Origin of the sequence: Cereibacter sediminicola (genome assembly GCF_007668225.1) — a bacterium.
GTDB classification, from domain to species: Bacteria; Pseudomonadota; Alphaproteobacteria; order Rhodobacterales; family Rhodobacteraceae; genus Cereibacter_A; species Cereibacter_A azotoformans.
In genome coordinates, this window is sequence record NZ_VDEK01000006.1 from 129,596 (window position 1) to 152,418 (window position 22,823).

Here is a 22,823-nt window from a genome sequence, read left to right on the forward strand (position 1 = left end):
GAGCAGTCACGCTCTGCGCCCATGAAGGCCCTTGGGCCTTCATGCCTTCTTAACCAGTTCGAGCGAAGGTGCGGCATCCAGCGAAAGGCTTGACCGTGGCCGCCCCTCCCCTTGTCCTGCCCGTCGAACGGCGCCGCCCGACGCCCCCTTCCAAGGCCGTGCCTTTGCCCGAGGCCTCGGATGCCTTGGGCGTGATGCTCCTGCGGCAGGGCCACCTTGCCCCGCACCGGATCATGGGCGCCCTCCGGCGCAGCTCGGGCCATGCGGCGGGACTTGCCGACGTGCTTCTGGCCGAAGGAGCGATGGATGAGGATGAGATCCTCGCCCTGATCGCCCGGCGAAGCGGCCTGCCCATTCTCGATCCGGCGACCGGGGCCGCCGATCCGCGGCTGATCGACCGCCTCGGCGTTCGGACCTGCCTGCGCGAGACGCTTCTGCCGGTGCATGACGTCGGCGGCGCCGTGCTGGTCGCGGCCCCGTCGCCCGAGAGCTTCCGGCGCCACGGCCCACTGCTCGAGCAGCTCTTCGGGCGCGTGATCCCCGTGCTGGCCACGCGAACCGCGATCGAGGGCGCGCTGCATGCGGCGCGCGCCACCGCCATCGGACGAGCGGCCGAAACCCGCGTCACGCCCGGCGAAAGCTGCCGGGGCTGGCGCACGGGACGGGCGACGCGGCTTGCCCTCGGCACGGGCCTCGGCCTTGCCGCCGGGCTGATGCTGGCGCCGGGGCTCGTGGTGCTCGCGCTCTCCTTCTGGGCGCTGTTCGCCATGACCTGCGGCACCGCCCTGCGGATCGCCACCGCCATGGCCACGCTCCGCCGCCGCCCGGCCGAGCCGCCCTGCCCGCCCCTCCTGCGGCTGCCCATCGTCTCGGTGATCGTCGCCCTCTACCAGGAAGAGGATATCGCAGGCCGCCTCGTGGCGCGGCTCGGGCGGATCGACTATCCGCACGACCGGCTCGAGATCCTGCTCGTGGTCGAAGAGGCCGATCTGCGCACCCGCAAGGCTCTGCTCGAGGCCCGCCTGCCGCCCTGGATGCGGATCGTGATCTCTCCCGCCGGGGCCATTCGCACCAAGCCGCGCGCGCTCAACGTGGCGCTCGACCATTGCCGCGGCTCGATCGTGGGCGTCTATGACGCCGAGGATGCGCCCGACCCCGACCAGATCCGCCGCGTGGTCGAGGGGTTCAGCCGCCGCGGCTCGCAGGTGGCCTGCCTTCAGGGCCAGCTCGACTATTACAACCCGCGGACCAACTGGCTCTCGCGCTGCTTCACCATCGAATATGCCTCGTGGTTCCGCCTGATGCTGCCGGGGCTCGACCGGCTCGGGCTTGCGGTGCCGCTGGGGGGGACGACACTCTTCTTCCGCCGCGAGGCGCTCGAGGATCTGGGCGCGTGGGATGCCCACAACGTCACCGAGGACGCGGATCTGGGCATCCGCCTCGCGCGTCACGGCTACCGGACGGACCTGATCGACACGGTGACGGGCGAAGAGGCGAACTGCCGGGCCATCCCCTGGATCAAGCAGCGTTCGCGCTGGATCAAGGGCTTCATGATGACCTGGGCCGTCCACATGCGCGATCCGGTGCTTTTGTGGCGTCAGCTGGGCCCCTGGCGCTTTGCCGGGTTTCAGGTGATGTTCCTCGGCTCGTTGTCGCAGACGCTGCTGGCCCCGGTCCTGTGGTCGTTCTGGCTGCTGGCCCTCGGCCTGCCGCATCCGGTGGCGCCGCTTCTGTCCACGCCGGCCCTCTGGGCCATCGTCGGCCTGCTTCTCGGGGCCGAGGGCGTGAGCATCGCGCTCGGCATCCTCGCGCTGCGCCTCACGCGGCACAAGCTCAACCCCCTGTGGGTGCCGACGATGCATCTCTACAACCCGCTGGCCACCTTCGCCGCCTACAAGGCCCTGTGGGAGCTTCTCCGCGCCCCGTTCTACTGGGACAAGACGCGCCACGGCCTCTTCGACGGCGCGTCGCGCGGGGCGGCGTCCTGGGTGCCGCGGCTGAGGGGCCGCCGCGCAGCCTGATGGCGGATCACCGCATCCGCAGCTCGCCCGCATCCACCCTCAGCCGGGTCTCGAAGGCCTTCGAGATGTGGTTGCGCAAGGCGGCATAGGCCGCATCGCCGTCACGGGACGCGATGGCCTGAACGATCTGGTCATGTTCGGCCATCGCCACCTCGTCACGCCCCTCGGCCGCAAAGGAGGTGTTCGCCATCAGGGCCATCGACCGATGCACGAGATCAAGCTGCTGCACGAGAAAGCGGTTGTGCGACGCGAGGTGGATCTGCTTGTGGAACCGCTTGTTGGCCCTCGACAGCGCCCGCGGATCACCCCCGAGGAGCGCGCGGTCATCCTCGACCATGCCGCGCAGCACGCGGATCTCCTCTTCCGTGGCGTGCCGCGCCGCCAGCCGCGCGGCCAGCCCCTCCAGTTCGGTGCGCACGGTGTAAAGCTCGGACAGCTGGTTGTGGTCGAGCGACGCCACGATCAGGCTCCGCCCGTCGCGCGTCAGCATCGACTGGGTCTCGAGCCGCTGCAGCGCCTCGCGGACCGGCGTCCGCGACACGCCCAGCCGCTCGGCCAGCTCGGATTCAACCAGACGGTCGCCCGGCTTGTAGAGCCCTCCCTCGATGGCCTCGAGGATCAGCGTATAGGCATCTTTCTGCACGAGGACGCGGCCCTTTCCCAAGCTTCCTGCGGAACGGCGCGACGTTATCCGCGAGCGGCGATGCAGATCAACGGCAAACCATTGCGCCGTCGCGCCGCCGGGTCTAGCGTCCGCCCCATGGTGGCCGATCGTTTCTCGCACGTCCGGGGCTGGGTCTTCGACCTCGACAACACACTCTATCCGCCCTCCGCCCGGCTCTTCGACCAGATCGAGCGGCGCATGACCGACTGGGTGATGACCGAGCTTCGGGTGGTGCGCGACGAGGCCGACCGGCTCCGGCGGCACTACTGGCAGCGCTACGGCACCACGCTTGCGGGCCTGATGGCCGAGCATGGTGTCGATCCCGGCCCCTATCTCAGCCATGTCCACGACATCTCGCTCGACCATCTCGAACGCGACATGATCCTCGCGGCCCGCATCCGCGCGCTTCCGGGGCGCAAGATCGTCTATACCAACGGCTGCGCCCCCTACGCCGAGCGCGTGCTCGAGGCGCGCGGCCTCGGCGGCCTCTTCGACGCCGTCTACGGGGTCGAGCATGCGGGCTTCCGGCCCAAGCCCGAGCGCGCCGCCTTCGAGACCGTCTTTGCCGCCGACCGGCTCAGCCCCGCCACCGCGGCCATGTTCGAGGATGATTCGCGCAACCTCGTCGAGCCGCACGCGATGGGGATGCGCACGGTCCATGTCGCGCCCGAGGCGGCGCCGGCGCCCCACATCCACCACCACACGCTCGACCTGTCGGAATTTCTGTCCCGGCTTCAGCCCTGATCGCCCCGAAATGCGGCGTAATGCCCTAGCAATTTTGGCCGTTTGCGACTATCTGTCCGTCGTCGCAAACGGAGATCCTGCATGAACGCTTACGCCGACATCACCGAGCTGCCGAACCACATCATCCCCCCCGTGGAGCGTCACACACGCAAGACGGGACGCGATGACCTGGTCCTGTTCGCCTTCGCGGCCGCGCTTATCGCGATCGTGGCGCTCGGCACGCTGGCGTTCGGCCCCGTCATGCTGGGAATGACCGCGCTCGTCTTCGTGCCGGTGATGATGGCCATCATCGTGATGATCACGCTGGGCTGATCTGGACGACCGGCGCCCACGCCTCTAGCTTCCCCGGAAACGGAGGGAACCATGGCCCGGATCGCAACCGACATTCTCGTCTCCGGCGGAGGGGTCGCCGGCCTCACGGCCGCAGCCGCCTTCGCCTCGGCCGGCTGGTCCGTGATCTGCGTCGATCCCCAGCCGCCAGTCACTTCGGCCGAAGCAGAAGGCGCCGACCTCCGCTCGACGGCGCTTCTTCAGCCCTCCATCCCGCTTCTGCAGGCGGCCGGCCTCTGGCCGCGGCTTGCGCCGCACGCCGCACCGCTGCAGGTCATGCGGATCGTGGATGCCGGCGGCCCCGTGCCCGAACCGCGCGTGGTGAAGGATTTCGACGCGGCCGACATCTCCGGCCAGCCCTTCGGGTGGAACCTGCCGAACTGGCTGCTGCGGCGTGAGATGGTGGCTCATCTCAAGACCCTGAAGAAGGTGGATTTCCGCCCCGGCACCGCGACCCGGTCCGTCCTCACCCGCGAAAGCGAGGCGCTCGTGACCCTCTCGGACGGCACGCGCGTCTCGGCCCGCCTGCTGGTGGCCGCCGACGGGCGCGCCTCGCCGGTCCGCGAGGCGCTGGGGATCGCGGTGCGCACGCTGCGTTATGGCCAGAAGGCGCTCGCCTTCACCGTCACGCATCCGATCCCGCACGAGAATGTCTCGACCGAGATCCACCGCTCGGGCGGCCCCTTCACGCTCGTGCCCCTGCCCGATGCCAGCGGCAAGCCCGCCTCGGCCATCGTCTGGATGGAGCGCGGCACCGAGGCGCTGCGCCTGAAGGCCCTGCCGCGCGCGGCCTTCGAAGCCGAGATGACGGCGCGCTCCTGCGGTCTGCTCGGGCCACTCACGCTGAACTCGCAGATCAACGTCTGGCCCATCATCAGCCAGGTGGCCGAGCGCATGTCGGGCGAGCGCACGGCGCTGATGGCCGAGGCGGCCCATGTCATGCCGCCCATCGGGGCACAGGGGCTGAACATGAGCCTCGCCGACCTGCGCGCGCTGCTGGAGCTTGCCGCGGACCACAAGGACGATTTCGGCTCGGCTGCGATGCTCGACGCCTACCACCGGCGCCGGCACTGGGAGGTGCAGGCCCGCATCCTCGGCATCGACCTTCTGAACCGCGCCTCGATGGCCGGCGATCCCGTCTGGCGCGACCTGCGCGCCACGTTCCTGGGCGCCCTCTACGGATCCGCCCCGGTGCGCCGCACGCTGATGCGCGCGGGCCTCGGCGTCGCCTGAACGTCAGATCACCCGGTCCACCACCGCCTTCAGCCGCGCAACCGTCCCCTCCACATCGGCCAGCTTGTCCAGCCCGAACAGACCCAGCCGGAAGGTGCGGAACTCGGCCCCCTCGCCCACCTGCAACGGCACGCCCGCCGCGATCTGCATCCCCTGCGCGAGGAACGTCCGCCCGGTCTGGATCTCGGGATCGTCCGTATAGCTCACGACCACGCCCGGCGCGGCGAACCCTTCGGCGGCCACCGACTCCACCCCCTTGGCGGCCAGCATCGCCCGGACATCCCGGCCAAGCCGCCATTGCGCCTCCTTGGCCGCGCCGAACCCCATGGCCCGCGTCTCCGCCATCGCCTCGCGGAAGCCCAGCAGCGCGTCCGTCGGCATCGTCGTGTGATAGGCGTGCCCACCCGCCTCATAGGCTGCCATGATGGCCCGCCACTTCTTCAGGTCGAGCGCGAAGCTGTTCGACTGCGTCGCCTCGAGCCGCTCCGCCGCCCGCGCCGAGAGCATGACCAGCCCCGCCGCCGGCGACGAGGACCAGCCCTTCTGCGGCGCCGAGATGAGCACATCCACACCCGTGGCCTGCATGTCGACCCAGACGCAGCCGCTCGCGATGCAGTCGAGCACCATCAGCGCGCCCGCCTCATGCGCGGCCTCGGCCATGCGCGCGATGTAATCGTCGGGCAGGATGATCCCCGAGGAGGTCTCGACATGCGGTGCAAAGACCACGTCGGGCCTCACCTCGGCAATCTTCGCCACCACCTCCTCGATCGGCGGCGGCGCAAAGGGCGCGCGCGCCCCGTTGCCCGAGGGCCGCGCCATCACGACCGTCTGTTCCGCCGCAAAGCCGCCCGCTTCCAGGATCTGCGTCCAGCGATAGGAGAACCACCCGTTGCGCACTACAAGAGCATGGGCCCCGGTCGCGAACTGCCGCGCCACCGCCTCCATGGCGAAGGTGCCGCCGCCCGGCACGACGACCACGGCCTCGGCCGCATAGACCTCGCGCAGCATGGCCGAGATGTCGCGCATCACCTGCTGGAACCGGGCGGACATATGGTTCAGCGAACGGTCGGTAAAGACGACCGAGAACTCCATCAGACCGTCGGGATCGACATCCGGGCGCAGCGCGGGCATGGGGGCCTCCTTCCTGTATCCCCGAGAGATAGCGCCGGCACCTGCCCCCGCGCCACCCGTAAAAGGTCGCAGTCCCCGGCCCGTCGCGTCTTTCATTCTCGCCCAAATATCCTCGGGGGTCCGGGGGCAGACAGCCCCCGGCCTTTCCGCTAGCCGAGCGGCCCGGGGCGTTTCTCCTCGGTCAGCAACACGTTCGCCTCGACCTGCCCCACCCCCGGCAGGGTCATGATCCTCCGGCGCAGCACGCGCTCGAAATCGGCGATGTCGCGGGCCACCACCCGCAGACGGTAGTCGAACAGCCCCAGCACATGCTGCACCACCTGCACCTCGGGGATGGCCGTCACCGCCCGCTCGAAATCCTCGAGGCTCACCCGGCCCTTGGTCGCAAGCTTCACCCCGAGAAACACCGTCACCCCGAAACCCAGCGCCGCACGGTCCACCACCAGGCGCCGGCCCGCGATCACGCCCGCCTCCTCCATCCGCCGGATGCGCCGCCAGGCGGCGGGTTGCGACAGGCCGAAGCGGCGGCCGAGCGCGCCCGCGCTTTGCGTGGCATCCTCGGCCAAGGCGCGCAGCAGCGCGCGGTCGGTGTCGTCCAGATCGATCACAGCGGCAGCGCCTCGGCCTCGCGGATCGTGGCGACCAGCATCAGCGCCTCGATGTCCGCGATATGGGGAAGGGTCAGGATGCGGCTGCGGTAAAGCTCCTGGTAATGTTTCATGTCGCGCGCGATCACGTTCAGCCGCACATCGACGCGGCCGAGGAAGGTCTCGATCCCGATCACCTCGGGCACCTGCCGGGCCGCGGCGAGGAACTCGTCGAAGGCCCGCGGGTCGGTCTTGTCGAGCGTGAAGCGCAAGCTGACCTCCACCGAATAGCCGAGCTTGCGCCAGTCGATGACCGCCTGCCGCGCGCCGATCACGCCGCGCTCGGTCAGGCGTTCCAGCCGCCGCCAGCAGGTCGCGGTGGTCAGGCCCGCGCGCTCGGCCAGCTCGGCCGTGCCGAGCGATGGCTCGGCCAGCAGGTGGCGCAGCAGGCGGCGGTCGGTGTCGTCGAGCATGATCTTTTCACGGAAAGCCACTTCGGCGCATGACCTTTGCCAGAACCTGCGCCAATCGTCAAACTTTGCAGCCGCTCTCGCACGGGTATCCTTACGGTGCGCATCAGTTCATCACCGAAAGGAGCGCCCCATGCGCGTCTATTACGATCGCGACTGCGACATCAACCTGATCAAGGACAAGAAGGTCGCCATCCTCGGCTACGGTAGCCAGGGTCACGCCCATGCGCTGAACCTGCGCGACTCGGGTGCGAAGAACGTGGTCGTGGCGCTGCGCGAGGGCTCGCCCTCGGCCAAGAAGGCCGAAGCCGAGGGGCTGAAGGTCATGGGCATCGCCGAGGCCGCCGCCTGGTGCGACCTGATCATGTTCACCATGCCCGACGAGCTTCAGGCCGAGACCTACAAGAAGTATGTCCACGACAACCTGCGCGAAGGCTCGGCCATCGCCTTCGCCCACGGCCTGAACGTGCATTTCGGCCTGATCGAGCCGAAGCCGGGCGTCGATGTCATCATGATGGCGCCGAAGGGCCCGGGCCACACCGTCCGCGGCGAATATGTGAAGGGCGGCGGCGTGCCCTGCCTCGTGGCCGTGCACAACGACGCGACCGGCAAGGCGATGGAAATCGGCCTCAGCTACTGCTCGGCCATCGGCGGCGGGCGTTCGGGCATCATCGAGACCAACTTCCGCCAGGAATGCGAGACCGACCTCTTCGGCGAGCAGGCGGTGCTCTGCGGCGGCCTCGTGGAACTCATCCGCATGGGCTTCGAGACGCTGGTGGAAGCCGGCTACGAACCCGAGATGGCCTATTTCGAGTGCCTGCACGAGGTGAAGCTGATCGTGGACCTGATCTACGAAGGCGGCATCGCGAACATGAACTACTCGATCTCGAACACCGCCGAATATGGCGAGTATGTCTCGGGCCCGCGCATCCTGCCCTACGAGGAAACCAAGGCCCGGATGAAGGCGGTTCTGACCGACATCCAGACCGGCAAGTTCGTGCGCGACTTCATGCAGGAGAACGCGGTCGGCCAGCCGTTCTTCAAGGCCACCCGCCGCATCAACGACGAACACCAGATCGAGAAGGTCGGCGAGAAGCTGCGCGGCATGATGCCCTGGATCTCGAAGGGCAAGATGGTGGACCGGGCGCGCAACTGATCGCGCGACAGGCCAGAAAGGCGCCCCTCGGGGCGCCTTTCCTCGTTTCAGGTGGCGGGATTATTCCAGCACCGGCTCGGCGTCCGGCTTGCGGGCCGTCGGCCCGTCCTTGCGCAGGAAGGCCACGCCACCCTGCGGGCCGTCCTTGGCCAGCGTCGATTTCGGCGCGTTCGGGTCGTGACGGCGATCCTCGACCCGCTTCTTGCTGACCATGGCGAACACGACGCCGCAAAGCAGCGTGAACATGAACAGGAAGGGGATGATCCAGGCGAAGTCCATGGGCGTCTCCTTGTCCGGGTAAGACCAGAGGGGGCGAGCCGGGCCCGACCCCTCTGCGATGCCTCGACAATGCGCCCGCGCGCGGCCTTGTTCCCTCAGGCGGCGTCCTTGACGGCGGCCACGATCTCCTCGACCACGTCGCGCAGCAGCGCCTCGTCCTCGCATTCGGCCATGACGCGGATCAGAGGCTCGGTCCCCGACTTGCGGATCAGAAGCCGCCCCGACCCGTTCAGCCGCACCTCGGCCTCGCGGATCACGGCCTGCACGCTCGGCGCGGTCAGGGGCTCCTGCCCGGCCGCGTAGCGGACATTCTGCAAAAGCTGCGGCACCGTCTCGAAGCTGCGGGACAGCTCCGAGGCCTTGCGCCCGGTCTGCGCCATCGCCGCAAGGAACTGAAGGCCCGCCAGAAGCCCGTCGCCGGTGGTGGCAAAGTCGGTCATCACGATATGGCCCGATTGCTCGCCGCCAAGGTTCCAGCCCCCTCTCCGCATCGCCTCGACCACGTAGCGGTCTCCCACCGGCGTCCGCTCGAGCCGCAGGCCCCGCGCGGACAGGAACCGCTCGAGCCCGAGGTTCGACATCACCGTGGCCACCAGCGTGGCATCCCGCAAGCGCCCCTCCTCGGCCCAGCGGGCGGCGAAGAGCGCCATGATCTGATCGCCATCGGCCTGCCGCCCCTGCTCGTCGAGGATGATCACCCGGTCCGCGTCGCCATCCAGACAGATGCCCACATCCGCGCCATGCGCGCGCACCGCCTCGGCCGCCGCCTCGGGGTGGGTCGAGCCGCAGCGCAGGTTGATGTTCTTGCCATTCGGCTCCACCCCCAGCGGGATCACCTCGGCGCCCAGCTCCCACAGCACCTCGGGCGCGGCGCGGTAGGCCGCCCCGTTGGCGCAGTCGATCACCACCTTCAGCCCGTCGAGGCGCAGGCCCGCCGGGAAGGTGGTCTTGCAATATTCCTGATACCGCCCGCGCCCGTCGTCGATCCGCTTGGCCCGGCCGATGTTGCCCGGTTGCGCCGGCTGGATCTCTCCCGCAAGGATCGCCTCGATCTCGGCCTCGGCCTCGTCGGACAGCTTGAAGCCGTCGGGGCCGAAGAACTTGATCCCGTTGTCCTCGTGCGGATTGTGGCTGGCCGAGATCATCACCCCCAGATCGGCCCGCATCGAGCGGGTGAGAAACCCTACCGCCGGCGTGGGCACGGGCCCCAGCAGAAGCACGTTCATCCCGGTCGAGGTCAGCCCCGCCGTCAGCGCATTTTCCAGCATGTAGCCCGACAGCCGCGTGTCCTTGCCGATCACGACGCGCGGAGAGCCCGCCCCGACGGGCCGGAAATAGCGCCCCGCGGCCGCACCCAGCCGCAGCGCCACCTCGGCCGTCATCGGATAGCTGTTCGCCCGCCCGCGCACCCCGTCGGTGCCGAAGAGTTTTCTCGTCATGCCTGCGTCCCTCCTCTCGCGGGCTCTTCCGCCTCGCATGTGACTGCCCGCCACAGAACCAGTGCCTGCCGCGTCTCGCGCACGTCATGCACCCGGAGAATCTGCGCGCCCTGCGCCGCTGCGGCAAGCGCGACGGCGACGGAGCCCCCCATCCGCCGATCGGCCAGAGGCTCGCCCGATAGGGTGCCGATGAATCGCTTGCGCGAGGCGCCGAGCAGGATCGGACAGCCAAGCCCGTGGAACAGCGACAGGCGGCGCAGGATGGCCAGATTGTGCTCGAGGGTCTTGCCGAAGCCGATGCCCGGATCGGTCACGATCCGCGATCGCGGGATGCCTGCGGCCTCGGCGGCGCGGATACGCTCCGCAAGCCAGTCATAGACGTCGAGCAGCACGTCGTCATAGCGCGGATCGGCCTGCATGGTCTGCGGCGTGCCCTGCGCATGCATGAGGCAGACCGGCGCCCCGCTGCGCGCGACCAGATCGGCGAGGCCCGCGTCCCACGTCAGGGCCGCCACATCGTTCACCAGATCGGCGCCAGCCTGCAAGGCCGCCTCGGCGACCGCCGCCTTGCGCGTGTCGATCGAGACCGGGATCGACAGCCCCTGCCCCCGCAGCATCTCGATCACCGGGGCGGTGCGGCTGATCTCGTCGGCGGCATCGACCTCGGCCGCGCCGGGGCGGGTGCTCTCGCCGCCGATGTCGAGGATGTCGGCCCCGTCGGCCGCCAGCGCCTGCGCCTGCGCGAGCGCGTCGGGCAGGGCCGCAAAGCGGCCCCCGTCGGAAAAGCTGTCGGGCGTCACGTTGAGGATGCCCATCACCCGCGGCCGCCCCATCGAGAGGCCCGCCAGCGGCGGACGCGGCGCGGTCAGCGGCGCCAGCGCGGCGGGGTCAAGCTCCTGCACCGGCAGGATCAGCGGCGTGCGGCCGCGTTCGAGGATCTCGACACGGTCGAAGAAGAGCGGCCCCCCGGCAAGCGGAAGCGCCCCCTCGGGCCGGGCCGGATCGGCAAGCGGGATCGGACGGACATAGTGCATGACGGGTTCATGCGGCGCATGCGCCCGGGGCGCAAGAGGCCGCAGTCAGGCGCGCTCGAGCGGCACGCGGCTTCCTGCCGGCAATGTTACATCCCCGTGAACAACCAGACGCTCGGCCGCCAGCATCTCGGCCAGCCACAGCGCCAGCGCCACCGGCTCGCGCGAGTTCGGCCCGTCCACCGCATCGAGCACCAGCTTCGACGGCGCCCAGACGATGGTCTGGCCCCGGCGCATCGCCCAGTCGATCTCGGTCCGCGTCGCCACCACCACGCAGCGCGGGTCGCGCGCGGCCAGCGCCCAGGCGTTCTGCTCGATGGCCAGCAGGTCGATCCGCCGCTGGGTCGGCCGATGGTGCGTCTCGGGCCGCGGCGCGTCCGGCAGGTCCACCGCCAGCACCAGAGGCAGCCCGCGCGCCTCGAGCGCATCGAGCCGGGCGGGCAGGTCCGCGGCCGCAATGGCCGCATTGTCGAGATAGGCCACCAGCGGATGCACCGCCTCGCCACCCTCGCCCGTCCGCCGCAAGGGCGCCTCGGCGCGCGAGCGCACGATCTCGACCCCCAGCGCCCCCGGCCCCCGGTCGAGCTTTTCGATCCGCACGAAAACCCGCATCGCCTGCGGCTCGGCCAGGATCCGCTCGGCGATCCGCTCGGCGAGGGTTTCCAGAAGGTTCAGCCTCTCGGCCGAAAGCTCGTCGGCGATCGCCTCGGTGATGCGGTCATACGAGAGGATCCGGTCCACATCATCCTGCAGCGGCGCCGGATGGGGCCGGACCTCGACCACCACGTTGAAGCGCACGCGCTGGCGGGTGCCCCGCTCCTGCTGGAAGGCGCCGATCTCGACCTCGGCCACATGGTCGCGCAAGGAGATGCGGTCGCGCGGGGCCGCGCCGGCCGAAGCCTCGGCCCGCTCTTCGGGATGGGCGAAGGCGAGGCGGATGTCGTTGGTCAAGAAAGCCTCCCGGCGTCGGTCTTCGGGCAGCATAGTCCCGGCACCGGCCCCGCCTAGCGCGAAGGCGACAGGCGAGGCAAGAGGCGCGACCGATCGCGGATCACGAGCCGCCGGGCTGGCGATAGAAGAGATGCGCGCCGATGGCGGCCGTGCGCGGGAAGCGGTGCGCCCATCCCGGCCGCACGGCGCGGGTATGGAAATGGGTGGCGCCCTGCGTCAGCTGCCGCGGCGCACCGGCCAGCATCAGCGCGGCGATCTTGCCCGCGCGCTGGAAGGCGGCCTTTTCGTGGATCGTCTCGGGCTTGCCGTCGAACATGTAGGAGAACTGGCCGCCCTGATTGACCACACCGCAGATCGAGCCGGGATAGCCCGGACGGTCCACGCGGTTCATGATGACCTCGGCCACCGCAAACTGCCCCTGGATCGACTCGCCGCGCGCCTCGAAATAGAGCGCGGTGGCCAGGCACTTCCATTCGTCCGAGCCCTTGGACGTCACCGGCTGCGAAGCCAGCCAGGACTCGTCATAGCGCAGCGTCGGAGGTGCGCCCACAGGCTCGCCCGACGCGGGCCGCGTGTCGCGCCGCACCACGGCGGCCGCCACCTGCTCGAGCCGGTGCGCGGGCACCGTCCCCAGCGCGTTCTTCTCGGAGCCCAGAAGGGCCGAAAGCTGTCCGCTCAGACTGGCGGACGGGTCGTTGGACTGGCTCACCGTCACATCGGCGAAGGCCGCTCCACTCAGAAGCGTCAGCGCCACGGCGCTGCGCATCCAGACATAAAGCAAGCGCATTTACTCTGTTCCCGGTCGTTGCTGCGTCGCACGAGAAGCCGGTGGCCCAGACCCGTCCCGCGCGGAACCGCGCCGTGGCTGCCGGAAAATGCCCTGCGAGTCCAGCCGCGTGACATTTTTGCAACGCCAATCAAAGCGTCAAATGGGCGAGATCCCGCCCATGTTGCAGACATGCCACTGTGACAACTTTGACGGATTCCCGGCCTAACGCATTGATCGTTCGGCGTTTGACTCCATCCGCTCGCGAATGGCCAGATGAGCGGCGGCGAGCCGAGCCAGCGGCACCCGGTAGGGCGAGCAGGAGACATAGTCAAAGCCCGCACGGCGGCAGAACTCGATCGATTCGGGGTCGCCCCCATGCTCGCCGCAGATCGAGACCACCAGATCCGGCCTCGTCCGGCGCCCGCGCTCGGCCCCGATCAGCAACAACTCCCCCACCCCGTCCACGTCGAGGATGTGGAACGGATCCTCGGGGAAGACCCCGCTCTGGACATAGGTGCTCATGAATCGGCCGGCATCGTCGCGCGAGAGGCCATAGGTCATCTGCGTCAGGTCGTTGGTGCCGAAGGAAAGGAACGAGGCGTGCTGCGCGATCTCGCCGGCGCGCAGCGCCGCCCGCGGCGTCTCGACCATCACGCCCAGCCGGTAGGCAAAGTCGCGCCCGTATTTCGTGTGAACGGCCGCCGCCACCGCGTCGATCCGGGTCTTGACCAGCTCGACCTCGCGGCGGGCCGAGACGAGCGGGATCATGATCTCGGGCACCACCGGATCGCCGCGGCCCGCCACCTCGAGCGTCGCCTCGAAGATCGCCTGCGCCTGCATGTCGTAGATCTCGGGGATGGCCACGCCGAGGCGCACGCCCCGCATCCCCAGCATCGGATTGAACTCGGCCATCGCCTCGACACGCCGCGTCACTTCCGAAAGCGGCCGGTCGAGCGCCTCGGCCAGCTCCAGCATCCCCTCACGCGAATGGGGCAGGAACTCGTGCAGCGGCGGGTCGAGCAGGCGGATGCAGACCGGATGGCCCTGCATGATCTCGAACAGCTGCACGAAATCCGCCCGCTGCATCGGCAGGAGGCGGGCCAGCGCCGCCGCGCGGTCGGTCGCGCTGTCGGCAAAGATCATCTCGCGCATCACCACGAGCCGGTCGTCGGTGAAGAACATGTGCTCAGTGCGGCAAAGGCCGATGCCCTGCGCCTCGAACTGGCGCGCCACCAGCGCATCGGCCGGGGTGTCGGCGTTGGCCCGCACGCCGATGTCGCGCATCTCGTCGGCCCAGGACAGGAGCTTGCGGAAGCAGCTGTCGAGCGCGGGCGCGAGCATGGCGGCCTCGCCCGCCAGCGCCTCGCCCGCGGTGCCGTCCACAGTGATGAGGTCGCCCTCGCGGAAGATGCGCCCGTCGGGAGCCACGAGGCGGCGCTCGCGCGCATCGAGCCGGATCTCGGAGGCGCCCACCACGCAGGGCAGACCCAGGCCCCGCGCGATCACCGCGGCGTGGCTGGTGACGCCGCCGCGCTCGGTCAGGACGCCCGCGGCGCAGTTCATGCCGCGGATGTCCTCGGGCGAGGTCTCGCGCCGCACGAGGATGCAGGGCTCGCCGCGCGCGGCCGAGGCCTGCGCGGCCTGCGAGGAAAAGACGATCCGCCCCACCGCGGCGCCGGGGCTGGCCGCGATGCCGCGGGCAAAGCGGTCGCGCCGCCCTCGCGGATCGACCTGGGGGTGGAGCAGCTCGGACAGCGCGCGCGGCTCGACCCTGAGCAGCGCCTCGGCGCGGGTGATGATCTGGTCCTCGGCCAGCGCAACCGCGATCCTCAGCCCGGCCCGCGAGGATCTCTGCACCTTCACCGCGTCGAGCACGGCCAGGCGACTGTCCTCGATGGTGAACTCGATCTGCATCTCCTCGCGCAGCCGGGCGCGGCAGACCGAGCCGTGCCGGCAGAGCGCGGCAAAGATCTCGGGCGCGCGCTCTTCCAGCGAGGGTCCGCGCGGGTCGCGGGTGAGATAGAGCGTCTCGGCCTTGCCATGCCAGGCGCGCGAGCGGTTGAAGAAGCGCCCCGTCACCTGCGGGGCGCCGGTGGCGGGATCGACGAACTGGATCACGCCCGAGCCCGAGATCCCCTGCCCCAGATCCTGCGCCATCTCCTGCACCACGAGGCCAAGCCGCGCCTCGGCGGGCGCGCCCTTGGCCTGGCGCAGCAGCCGCGCCGTCGTGCCCTCCCAGGCGCGGGCCATCGAGCGCAGCACCTCGGAGAGCTGCCGCGCCGGATCCTGCGGGAAGGGCTCGTCCATCTCCTCCTGCCAGGCGTGCAGCGCCGCGCGCAGAGCCTCGGACGAGGTGCCGTCGGTGTCGAAGGTCTCGGGGTCGAGGCGCGCGACATGGATGGCGTAGCTCTGGATGAAGCCGAGATAGATCGCGTCGGCGGCCTCTTCGCCGTGGATGCGGGCCAGCGCGGCGTGGCGGGCCGCGTTCATCCCGATGTTGAGCACGGTGGCCGGCCCGCCCCAGTCGGAGTTTTCCGGGCTGGGCCGGACGGAGACGAGGGGCGTGGGGCCGAAATCCGCGAGGATCGCGGCGCAATCGACCGGATGGCCCGCGGCGATGGCGCGGACGGTGGGTGCGGGCAGGGCCACGGTGATGGGCACCGGCAGATCGAGTCGCACCAGGCGCTGCAGGCACTTGGCCCTGAAGCCGTGCTTGCCCAGGCTGATCGCCGCGGTGGGCGTGATGCGGTCGAAGTCGGCGATAGGCTCGATTTTCTGCACTGCGGCGCTCCCTTCAGGGCAGGATACGCAACCGGACCGGGCAAGCAAGCGGAGAGGTGGGAAGCGGGGGTTTCACACCCCCGCACCCCCGTGGGATATTTGGGCGAGAATGAAAGGCTCAGCCCTCGATCCGGGTGAGATCGGCCACGCGCGCGCAGGTGGCACGGATGGAATGGAGCATGTTGAGGCGGTTGCGCCGCAGGACCGGGTTTTCGGAATTGACCTGCACCGTGTCGAAGAAGGCGTCGATCGGCGCGCGGAGGGCGGCCATGGCGGCCATGGCGGCGGCGAAGTCCTCGGCCTGCATGGCGGGGGCGATGGCGGCCTCGGCCTGTGCGAGGGCGGCGAAGAGGGCGCGCTCCTCGTCCGTCTCGGCGAATTTCGGATCGGCGCCGAAGGAGTATTCGACGCCGTCCTTCGCCTCGGCCTGCGCGAGGATGTTGTTCGCGCGCTTGAAGCCCTGCAGGAGGTTGGTGCCGTCGTCACTCTTGAGGAATGCCGAGAGGGCCTCGGCGCGTTTCACGAGGAGGGTCAGGTCGTCGTTGCCGGGCATGGCGAGGCAGGCGTCGATCACGTCGTGCCGGATCCCCTGCTCGCGCAGGTGGACCTTGAGGCGGTCGTGGAAGAAGGTGAGGAGGTCGGCATTCCCCTTCTCAATATTTGGGAAGAAGAAGAGCACATCTGCCGGCTCGTCTGCCGTTAGCGCCTTGAGGCGCCCTTCCATGCGCGTTTGCGCTTCCTGGCGAATGTCGTCAGGCAAATCTGCATCGAGCTTCGTCACAGCGGCGGCATGGCCAGCGTAGTAAAGGTCGAGGAAGACCCGAACCGAATGCTTGATCAAAACCTGCGCCAAAGGCACCCTAGCTTCGTTTGCGTTGATTAAGCGGATTGCACCCAGCGCCGCCCTGCGCAGGGCAAACGGGTCCTTGCTGCCGGTGGGCTTCTCGTCGATGGCCCAGAAGCCCGTGAGCGTGTCGATCTTGTCGGCCAGCGCCACGGCGACGGAGACGGGGTCGGTGGGCACCTCGTCGGAGGGGCCGAGCGGCTGGTAGTGGGCCTTGCAGGCGAGCGCGACGGCCTCGGGGAGGCCGGCGGCGCGGGCGTAGTAGCTGCCCATCGTGCCCTGAAGCTCGGGGAACTCGCCCACCATCGCGGATTGCAGGTCGGCCTTGGCCACGCGCGCGGCCTCGGCGGCGAGGTCGGGAGAGGCGCCGACGAGGGGCGCGATCTCGCGCGCGAGCGCTTCGATGCGGGCGATGCGGTCGGCCTGGCTCCCGAGCTTGTTGTGGAAGGTGACATGGGCGAGGCCCGCGGCCATGCCTTCGAGGCCCACCGTCTGAACCGTGCGCAGGTCGTTCTCCCAGAAGAAGCGCGCGTCGGAGAGGCGCGCGGACAGCACCTTGGCGTTGCCCTTCAGGATCGTTTCACCGTGGTCGGCGGTCTCGCGGTTGGCGACGGTCACGAATTTCTCGATCCGGCCGGTGGCGGGGTTCCTGACCGAGAAGAACTTCTGATGTTCGCGCATCGAGGTCTGCAGCACCTCGGGCGGCAGGCCGAGGAACTCTTCGCCGATCGGCCCCATCAGGACCACGGGCCATTCGACGAGGCCCGCGACCTCGGTCAGAAGCCCCGCGTCGGGCACGACCTCGAGGCCCTGCGCGAAGGCCTGGGTGGTGGCCTCGTGCCAGATCGCCTGTTCGCGCTCAACCGCATCCAGCATCACGAAGGCGCGCTGCAGCTTGGCGCGGTAGTCGTCGAAGCCCGTCACGGCGAAGCGACCGGGCGCCATGAAGCGGTGACCCTCGGTGGTGTTGACAGCTGTCACCTGATCGACCGTGACCGGCACGACCTGCGACCCGGCTTCATCCGAGAGCAGGCAGAGGATCGAATGGAGAGGCCGCACCCAGCGCAAGGAGCCCGTGCCCCAGCGCATCGACTTGGGCCAGGGGAAGGTGCGGATCGTGCGCTCCAGCACCTCGGCCACGATCTCGGGCGCGCGGCGGCCGGGCTTTTCCACCACGGCGAAGAGGACGGCGCCCTTCTTGTCCTCCCGGATCTCGAGCTGGTCGCGCGTGAGGCCGGTCGAACGCAGGAAGCCCTCGATGGCGGCGGCGGGCGCATCGGCCTTGGGGCCCTTGCGCTCCTCGCGGAGCGTGGGGCTTTCGGCCGAGAGCCCCTCGACCGACAGCACCAGCCGCCGCGGGGTCGAGAAGGCGCCCGCCGAGGCGTAGGTCAGGCCCGCCTCGACCAGACCGTCGGTCACGAGCTTCTTCAGATCCTCGCGCGCGCGGGCCTGCATCCGGGCGGGGATTTCCTCCGAGAAGAGTTCGATCAGCAGGTCGGGCATTACTGTTCCTCGGCGTTCAGCTGGTGCCACGCATAGGCGTGGCCATCGGGAAAGACCGCAACGACGCGATCCACCCCGGGGGCGATGTCATGTTCGGACAGGAAGGCGATGGCCTCGCCGCGGCGGAGCGCCTCGTCGATCCTCGGCGCGTCGAAACAGTCGAACCAGGGCGGCGCGGTGAGCGGCGTGGGGGTCGGATAGACACGGTAGGTTTCGGTCAGCATCGCCTGGCTGAGCGGGGTGGTGAAGCAGGCGCGAAAGCGCAGCGGAGAGGAGTCGGCGTCGATCCCCTTCACCCCGTCCGCCACGATCACCTCGGGCACTTCGCCAAGGAGCGGCGTCAGGCGGATCTCGTTGCCGCGGTCAAAGGAGACCTCCTCGTAATAGGCATGGAGTTGCGTCCACCAGACCGCCGCCCCGGCGATCAGGGCGATCAGCACGATGCCACCGGCGAGGAGCTTGCCATTCACGCAGCCGCCCCCGCTTCGGTGGTCACGAAGGCATCGGCGCATTTCTTCGCCAGCGCCCGGACGCGGCCGATGTAGGCCTGCCGCTCGGTCACCGAGATCACGCCGCGCGCGTCGAGCAGGTTGAAGAGGTGGGAGGCCTTGATGCACTGGTCGTAAGCCGGATGGGCCATGACGATGCGGCGCCCCGCCTTGTCGGTCTCGGGCGCCGACAGGATGCGCTCGCATTCGGCCTCGGCGTCCCTGAAATGCTGCAAGAGCATGTCAGTGTCGGCCTGGTCGAAGTTCCAGCGCGAATATTCCTGCTCGGTCTGGCGGAACACGTCGCCGTAGGTGAGCGGCGTGGGGCTGTCGGGATCGTTGAAGGGCATGTCCATGACGTGATCGACGCCAAGGACATACATCGCCAGCCGTTCGAGCCCGTAGGTCAGTTCGCCCGAGACGGGCTTGCAGTCATGGCCACCGACCTGCTGGAAGTAGGTGAACTGGCTGACTTCCATCCCGTCGCACCAGACCTCCCAGCCGAGACCCCAGGCGCCGAGGGTCGGGCTTTCCCAGTCGTCCTCGACGAAGCGGATGTCGTGCAGATCCATGTCGATCCCGATCGCCTCGAGCGAGCCGAGATAGAGCCGCTGCAGGTCCGGCGGCGAGGGTTTGATCAGCACCTGATACTGGTAATAGTGCTGGAGGCGGTTGGGGTTCTCGCCATAGCGCCCGTCGGTCGGGCGGCGCGAGGGCTGGACGTAGGCCGCGGCCCAGGGGCGCGCGCCCAGCGAGCGCAGCGTGGTGGCGGGGTGGAAGGTGCCCGCCCCCACCTCCATGTCGTAGGGTTGCAGTACCGCGCATCCCTTGCCGCCCCAATAGGTCATCAGGCGCAGGATGATCTCCTGAAAGCTGCGGGGAGGAACGGGTTTGCCGGTCATGCGCTGGCCCTCTTGCAAAGCGCCCTCTCCATAGGCAAGAGGCAGGCGAGGGTCAATCGGCGGCGGCCGCGCGGACCGGAAATGACGGGCCTGCCGCCGCGGCCCGCGCGAGGCGAGACGGCGGATGATGAGACAGGCGATCTTCCTTCTGTGGCTGGCAGTCTTTCCGGCGGCCGCGCCCCTCGAGGCACAGGAACAGGCGCAGGTCTGGGTGCAGATCGAGGCCCGCCCCACCGAGGCCGAGGCGGATGCCCGCGCCCGCGCCTATGCCGAGCTGTTCCCCGACGTGTCGGGCTACCGGCTCGCCTCGGGCTGGTACGGGATCGTGCTCGGCCCCTACGGCCCCGAGGTGGCGCGGCTGCGGCTGCAGGATCTGCGCGACGCGGGCATGATCCCGCCCGACAGCTTCATCGCCGACGGGCGCAACTTCCGCGAAGCCTTTGCGGCGCCGGGGCAGGTGCGCCCCGAGATCGAGGCGCTGGCGGTGCCCGGCCCCGAGCCCGTCCCCGAGGAGGACCCCGCCGAGCCCGCCCCGGAAGCGGACGCCGCCGGGGCGGTGCGCGTGGCCCCGCCCGAGGCGGCGCCGACGATCCCCGACGAGACGCCCGCCGAGGCGCGGCAATCCGAGGCGCGGCTGTCGCTTGCCGAGCGGCAGGAGCTGCAGGCCGCGCTGCAATGGTTCGGCTTCTACACGGCCGCGATCGACGGCGCCTTCGGCTCGGGCACGCGGGCCTCGATGGCGGCCTACCAGGGAGCCCAGGGCCTTGAGGCGACGGGCGTTCTGACCGCGCGCCAGCGGGCGGCCCTGCTGGACAGCTACGATCGCGCGCAGGCGGAACTGGGGCTTGAGACGGTGACCGAGGAAGCGGCGGGCATCCGCATGATCCTGCCCACCTCCCTTGTCCGGTTCGACCGCTACGACCCGCCCTTCGTCCATTATGCCCCGCTCGAGGACTCGGGCGTGCAGGTGATGCTCATCTCCGAGCCGGGCGATCAGGGCACGCTCTTCGGGCTTTACGACATCCTCCAGACGCTCGAGGTGGTTCCGCCGGAGGGCAACCGCGAACGCAGCGCCAGCTCCTTCACCATCGAGGGGCGGTCGGACAGGGTGGCCAGCTACACCCACGCCGAACTGCGCGGCGGGCTGATCAAGGGCTTCATGCTGGTCTGGCGGCCCGACGAGGACGAGCGCATGGCGCGGGTGCTGACGGCGATGCGGTCGAGCTTCCGCCCCTTCGGCGACCGTGCGCTCGATCCGGGCATGGTGGAGCTGAGCGAGGAACAGCGGCGCGGGATGCTGGCCGGGCTCGAGGTGCGCAAGCCGCGCCAGTCGCGCTCGGGGATCTTCGTGGATGCCAGGGGCACGGTCCTGACCTCGGCCGAGGCGGTGGCGGAGTGCGGGCGGGTGACGATCGACCGCGACCACGAGGCGCGGGTGGTGCTGGCCGACCCCGCCCTCGGGATCGCGGTGCTGAAGCCGGAACGCGCGATGGCCCCGCGCGTCACCGCCAGTTTCCGCGGCAGCGAGGCGCGGCTCGGCTCGCCGGTGGCCGTGGCGGGCTATCCCTACGAGGACGTGCTGCCCGCCCCCACCCTGACCTTCGGCACGCTGGACGGGCTGACGGGGCTGGAGGGCGAGCCGAACCTGCGCCGGCTGAGCCTTGAGGCGCGGCCGGGCGATGCGGGCGGGCCGGTGCTCGACGGCTCGGGCGCGGTGCTGGGCATGCTGGTGTCGCGGCCGCAGGGCGACCGGCAGCTGCCGGCCGAGGTCTCCTTTGCCCTCGCGCCCGAGGCGCTGACGGCCCGGCTTGCCGAGGCGGGCGTCCTGCCCCGCATGTCCGACGGCGGCGGCGCGCTTGCGCCCGAGGATCTGGCCCGTCTGGGCGACGGAATGACGGCGCTCGTCTCCTGCTGGGACTGACCGGCAGGAGACGGCTCAGCCGCGCCAGAACCGGCGCATGAAGAGCACATAGACCGACAGAAGCTCCAGCCGGCCCACCAGCATCCCGAGGATCATCATCCATTTCGCCGAATCCGGGAAACGGTCCACCGCGCCGGTGGCGCTGACCTCCGGGCCGAAGACGGGGCCGACATTGGCGATGGCCGTCCAGGCGGCGGTGATCGCGGTCTTGGTCTGAAGCCCCGTCAGCGACAGCAGCACCGACAGCACGCCAAAGCTCAGGATGAACATGGTGAAGAACAGGATCACCGCGTTGATCACGTCCTCGCCCACGCGGCGGCCCTCGTAATCGACGAAGATGACCGCGCTCGGGCTCTGGAGGCGGCGGATCTGGACCTTGATGGCCTCGAGCAGGATCAGGTAGCGGAAGACCTTGACCGAGCAGCCGGTCGAGGAGGTGCATCCCCCGATCAGCCCGACCACGATCAGCATCACGAAGGGAAAGGTGCCCCAGAGGCTGAGGTCCACGCTCGAGAAGCCGGTGCCGGAAAAGGTCGAGACGACGTTGAAGGTGGTCTCGCGCAGCGTGGGCAGCATCGGCGCTCCGCGGCTTACGATCTCGTAGATCAGGATCAGCGCGATCGCATAGAGGTTCCAGCGCAGGTAGGCCCGCACCTGAGGATCGCGCCAGAGCGGCAGAACCTCGCCCTGCGCCAGCTGGACGAACCGCACGAAGGGCAGCGAGGCGAGCAGCATGAAGACGGCGCAGGCATATTCGGCCGGCCCCTGAAACAGGCCGAAGGACCTGTCCGAGCTGGAAAAACCGCCCGTTGAAACCGTGGTGAGCGCATGGACGACCGCCTCGAAGAGCGGAATGCCGAGCGCGAGATAGGTCAGCACGCAGGCCATCGTCAGCACGAGGTAGATCTGGATCAGCGCCTTCGAGATGTCGAGCGCGCGCGGCAGGATCTTGCCCAGCGTGTCGAACCCTTCCGAGCGGAAGAACTGCATCCCGCCGACCTTCATCACCGGCAGGAAGATCATGGCGACGATGACGATCCCCAGACCGCCCAGCCATTGCAGCATCCCCCGCCAGAGGTTCGTGCCGAGCGGCAGCCGGTCCAGCCCGACGAAGACGGTGGTGCCCGTGGTGGTGAAGCCCGACATGGCCTCGAACATGGCGTCCGTCACGCCCACGTCGGGCTGGCCCAGCATGAACGGAAGGGCCCCGAAGAAGGGCATCACCACCCAGGCGCCGGTCGTGAGCAGGAAGCTCTGCTGGAGCGAGAGGCCCATCCCCTGCCCCCGCCCGTTGGCGCAGGCCAGCGCCAGCAGCGCGCCCGCAAGCGCCGAGATGGTGGCGCTTTCGACAAAGCTCATCCAGTGCGGGTTGCCGGTGGCCAGATCGAGCGCCATCGGCAGCAGCATCAGCGCGCCCAGCGTGGCCACGAGCAGACCAAGGATGTATCCGACGGGGCGAGGGTCGATCATGCCAGAGGCTTGTCGGGTGGGTGACGGGGCTGTCAAACCTGCCTCACACGCGCCGGCCGCCGCCCTGGCACGGGCGGAGCGGCCCGGTCATCGGCAAGGCGGCGGTGAG

20 protein-coding genes are annotated in these 22,823 nt (G+C 69.6%); 6 read left to right on the forward strand and 14 right to left on the reverse strand.

The features are described 5' to 3' along the window. The first annotated feature begins 95 nt into the window (after positions 1-95). Entirely contained in the window at positions 96-2,021 is a 1,926-nt protein-coding gene (locus tag FG154_RS06660; protein WP_246100146.1) for a glycosyltransferase, read from the forward strand. 7 nt (positions 2,022-2,028) lie between these two features. Here the strand turns inward: FG154_RS06660 and FG154_RS06665 are convergent, their stop codons facing one another. Next, the gene (locus FG154_RS06665) at positions 2,029-2,664 is read right to left on the reverse strand and encodes a GntR family transcriptional regulator (RefSeq protein WP_145105679.1); all 636 of its coding nucleotides are present in this window, start codon (positions 2,662-2,664) and stop codon (positions 2,029-2,031) included. Between the two features lie 117 nt (positions 2,665-2,781). Here FG154_RS06665 and FG154_RS06670 point away from each other — a divergent pair, with 117 nt between their 5' ends. The 3 genes from FG154_RS06670 to FG154_RS06680 all read left to right on the forward strand — a co-directional run bounded on the left by FG154_RS06670 (position 2,782) and on the right by FG154_RS06680 (position 4,992). Next, a complete protein-coding gene (locus tag FG154_RS06670) occupies positions 2,782-3,429 on the forward strand; it encodes a pyrimidine 5'-nucleotidase (protein ID WP_145105682.1) in 648 nt (215 codons plus the stop codon). Between the two features lie 81 nt (positions 3,430-3,510). Continuing rightward, positions 3,511-3,741 (forward strand): hypothetical protein, encoded by a 231-nt coding sequence (locus FG154_RS06675; protein WP_145105685.1) that lies wholly within the window; start codon positions 3,511-3,513, stop codon positions 3,739-3,741. 51 nt (positions 3,742-3,792) lie between these two features. Next, positions 3,793-4,992 carry a UbiH/UbiF family hydroxylase gene (locus FG154_RS06680; protein WP_145105688.1) on the forward strand — a complete coding sequence of 400 codons (1,200 nt, stop codon included), beginning with the start codon at positions 3,793-3,795 and terminating at the stop codon, positions 4,990-4,992. 3 nt (positions 4,993-4,995) lie between these two features. Here the strand turns inward: FG154_RS06680 and FG154_RS06685 are convergent, their stop codons facing one another. The 3 genes from FG154_RS06685 to FG154_RS06695 all read right to left on the reverse strand — a co-directional run bounded on the left by FG154_RS06685 (position 4,996) and on the right by FG154_RS06695 (position 7,183). Continuing rightward, positions 4,996-6,123 (reverse strand): aminotransferase class V-fold PLP-dependent enzyme, encoded by a 1,128-nt coding sequence (locus tag FG154_RS06685; RefSeq protein ID WP_145105691.1) that lies wholly within the window; start codon positions 6,121-6,123, stop codon positions 4,996-4,998. Positions 6,124-6,272: 149 nt separating this feature from the next. Then, positions 6,273-6,731, reverse strand: coding sequence for an Lrp/AsnC family transcriptional regulator (locus FG154_RS06690; RefSeq protein WP_145105694.1), 459 nt, complete (start codon positions 6,729-6,731; stop codon positions 6,273-6,275). Continuing rightward, the gene (locus FG154_RS06695; protein WP_145105695.1) at positions 6,728-7,183 is read right to left on the reverse strand and encodes an Lrp/AsnC family transcriptional regulator; all 456 of its coding nucleotides are present in this window, start codon (positions 7,181-7,183) and stop codon (positions 6,728-6,730) included. The genes FG154_RS06690 and FG154_RS06695 overlap by 4 nt, the downstream gene beginning before the upstream one ends. A 130-nt stretch (positions 7,184-7,313) precedes the next feature. Here FG154_RS06695 and ilvC point away from each other — a divergent pair, with 130 nt between their 5' ends. After that, entirely contained in the window at positions 7,314-8,336 is a 1,023-nt protein-coding gene (ilvC, locus tag FG154_RS06700; RefSeq protein ID WP_145105698.1) for a ketol-acid reductoisomerase, read from the forward strand. 60 nt (positions 8,337-8,396) lie between these two features. Here the strand turns inward: ilvC and FG154_RS06705 are convergent, their stop codons facing one another. The 9 genes from FG154_RS06705 to FG154_RS06750 all read right to left on the reverse strand — a co-directional run bounded on the left by FG154_RS06705 (position 8,397) and on the right by FG154_RS06750 (position 19,323). Beyond that, positions 8,397-8,615, reverse strand: coding sequence for a hypothetical protein (locus FG154_RS06705; RefSeq protein WP_145105700.1), 219 nt, complete (start codon positions 8,613-8,615; stop codon positions 8,397-8,399). 95 nt (positions 8,616-8,710) lie between these two features. Next, positions 8,711-10,054, reverse strand: a complete 1,344-nt coding sequence (gene glmM, locus FG154_RS06710; RefSeq protein ID WP_145105704.1) for a phosphoglucosamine mutase — start codon at positions 10,052-10,054, stop codon at positions 8,711-8,713. After that, positions 10,051-11,088 (reverse strand): dihydropteroate synthase, encoded by a 1,038-nt coding sequence (gene folP / locus FG154_RS06715; protein ID WP_145105708.1) that lies wholly within the window; start codon positions 11,086-11,088, stop codon positions 10,051-10,053. The genes glmM and folP overlap by 4 nt, the downstream gene beginning before the upstream one ends. Before the next feature lie 45 nt (positions 11,089-11,133). Next, on the reverse strand, positions 11,134-12,036 hold the full coding sequence (locus FG154_RS06720) for a dihydroneopterin aldolase (RefSeq protein WP_145105711.1): 903 nt from the start codon (positions 12,034-12,036) through the stop codon (positions 11,134-11,136). A gap of 100 nt (positions 12,037-12,136) precedes the next feature. Beyond that, a complete protein-coding gene (locus FG154_RS06725; protein WP_145105714.1) occupies positions 12,137-12,823 on the reverse strand; it encodes a cell wall hydrolase in 687 nt (228 codons plus the stop codon). A 204-nt stretch (positions 12,824-13,027) separates the two neighbouring features. Further along, complete coding sequence (locus tag FG154_RS06735; RefSeq protein ID WP_145105720.1) at positions 13,028-15,586, reverse strand: putative PEP-binding protein; 2,559 nt, start codon at positions 15,584-15,586, stop codon at positions 13,028-13,030. Between the two features lie 118 nt (positions 15,587-15,704). Further along, positions 15,705-17,933, reverse strand: coding sequence for a glycine--tRNA ligase subunit beta (glyS, locus tag FG154_RS06740; protein ID WP_145105723.1), 2,229 nt, complete (start codon positions 17,931-17,933; stop codon positions 15,705-15,707). Next, entirely contained in the window at positions 17,933-18,403 is a 471-nt protein-coding gene (locus FG154_RS06745; protein ID WP_145105726.1) for a DUF6446 family protein, read from the reverse strand. The genes glyS and FG154_RS06745 overlap by 1 nt, the downstream gene beginning before the upstream one ends. Further along, complete coding sequence (locus FG154_RS06750) at positions 18,400-19,323, reverse strand: glycine--tRNA ligase subunit alpha (protein WP_145105729.1); 924 nt, start codon at positions 19,321-19,323, stop codon at positions 18,400-18,402. Before FG154_RS06750 ends, FG154_RS06745 begins: the two co-directional genes overlap by 4 nt. A gap of 124 nt (positions 19,324-19,447) precedes the next feature. On the opposite strand from FG154_RS06750, the gene FG154_RS06755 reads away from it, so the two are divergent. Further along, positions 19,448-21,244: a serine protease gene (locus tag FG154_RS06755; RefSeq protein ID WP_145105732.1), complete on the forward strand. Its 1,797-nt coding sequence runs from the start codon at positions 19,448-19,450 to the stop codon at positions 21,242-21,244. A gap of 15 nt (positions 21,245-21,259) precedes the next feature. Here FG154_RS06755 and FG154_RS06760 read toward each other — a convergent pair whose 3' ends face one another. After that, positions 21,260-22,714, reverse strand: coding sequence for a TrkH family potassium uptake protein (locus FG154_RS06760; protein WP_145105735.1), 1,455 nt, complete (start codon positions 22,712-22,714; stop codon positions 21,260-21,262). Between the last annotated feature and the right edge of the window lie 109 nt (positions 22,715-22,823).

Bases quoted from the DNA above. Each gene is read 5' to 3' on its own strand.
- FG154_RS06670 (WP_145105682.1), top strand. From the start codon at position 2,782: ATGGTGGCCGATCGTTTCTCGCACGTCCGGGGCTGGGTCTTCGACCTC.
- glmM (WP_145105704.1), bottom strand. From the start codon at position 10,054: ATGACGAGAAAACTCTTCGGCACCGACGGGGTGCGCGGGCGGGCGAAC.
- FG154_RS06695 (WP_145105695.1), bottom strand. From the start codon at position 7,183: ATGCTCGACGACACCGACCGCCGCCTGCTGCGCCACCTGCTGGCCGAG.
- FG154_RS06705 (WP_145105700.1), bottom strand. From the start codon at position 8,615: ATGGACTTCGCCTGGATCATCCCCTTCCTGTTCATGTTCACGCTGCTT.
- FG154_RS06685 (WP_145105691.1), bottom strand. From the start codon at position 6,123: ATGCCCGCGCTGCGCCCGGATGTCGATCCCGACGGTCTGATGGAGTTC.
- ilvC (WP_145105698.1), top strand. From the start codon at position 7,314: ATGCGCGTCTATTACGATCGCGACTGCGACATCAACCTGATCAAGGAC.
- folP (WP_145105708.1), bottom strand. From the start codon at position 11,088: ATGCACTATGTCCGTCCGATCCCGCTTGCCGATCCGGCCCGGCCCGAG.
- FG154_RS06755 (WP_145105732.1), top strand. From the start codon at position 19,448: ATGATGAGACAGGCGATCTTCCTTCTGTGGCTGGCAGTCTTTCCGGCG.
- FG154_RS06680 (WP_145105688.1), top strand. From the start codon at position 3,793: ATGGCCCGGATCGCAACCGACATTCTCGTCTCCGGCGGAGGGGTCGCC.
- FG154_RS06675 (WP_145105685.1), top strand. From the start codon at position 3,511: ATGAACGCTTACGCCGACATCACCGAGCTGCCGAACCACATCATCCCC.
- FG154_RS06760 (WP_145105735.1), bottom strand. From the start codon at position 22,714: ATGATCGACCCTCGCCCCGTCGGATACATCCTTGGTCTGCTCGTGGCC.
- glyS (WP_145105723.1), bottom strand. From the start codon at position 17,933: ATGCCCGACCTGCTGATCGAACTCTTCTCGGAGGAAATCCCCGCCCGG.
- FG154_RS06750 (WP_145105729.1), bottom strand. From the start codon at position 19,323: ATGACCGGCAAACCCGTTCCTCCCCGCAGCTTTCAGGAGATCATCCTG.
- FG154_RS06725 (WP_145105714.1), bottom strand. From the start codon at position 12,823: ATGCGCTTGCTTTATGTCTGGATGCGCAGCGCCGTGGCGCTGACGCTT.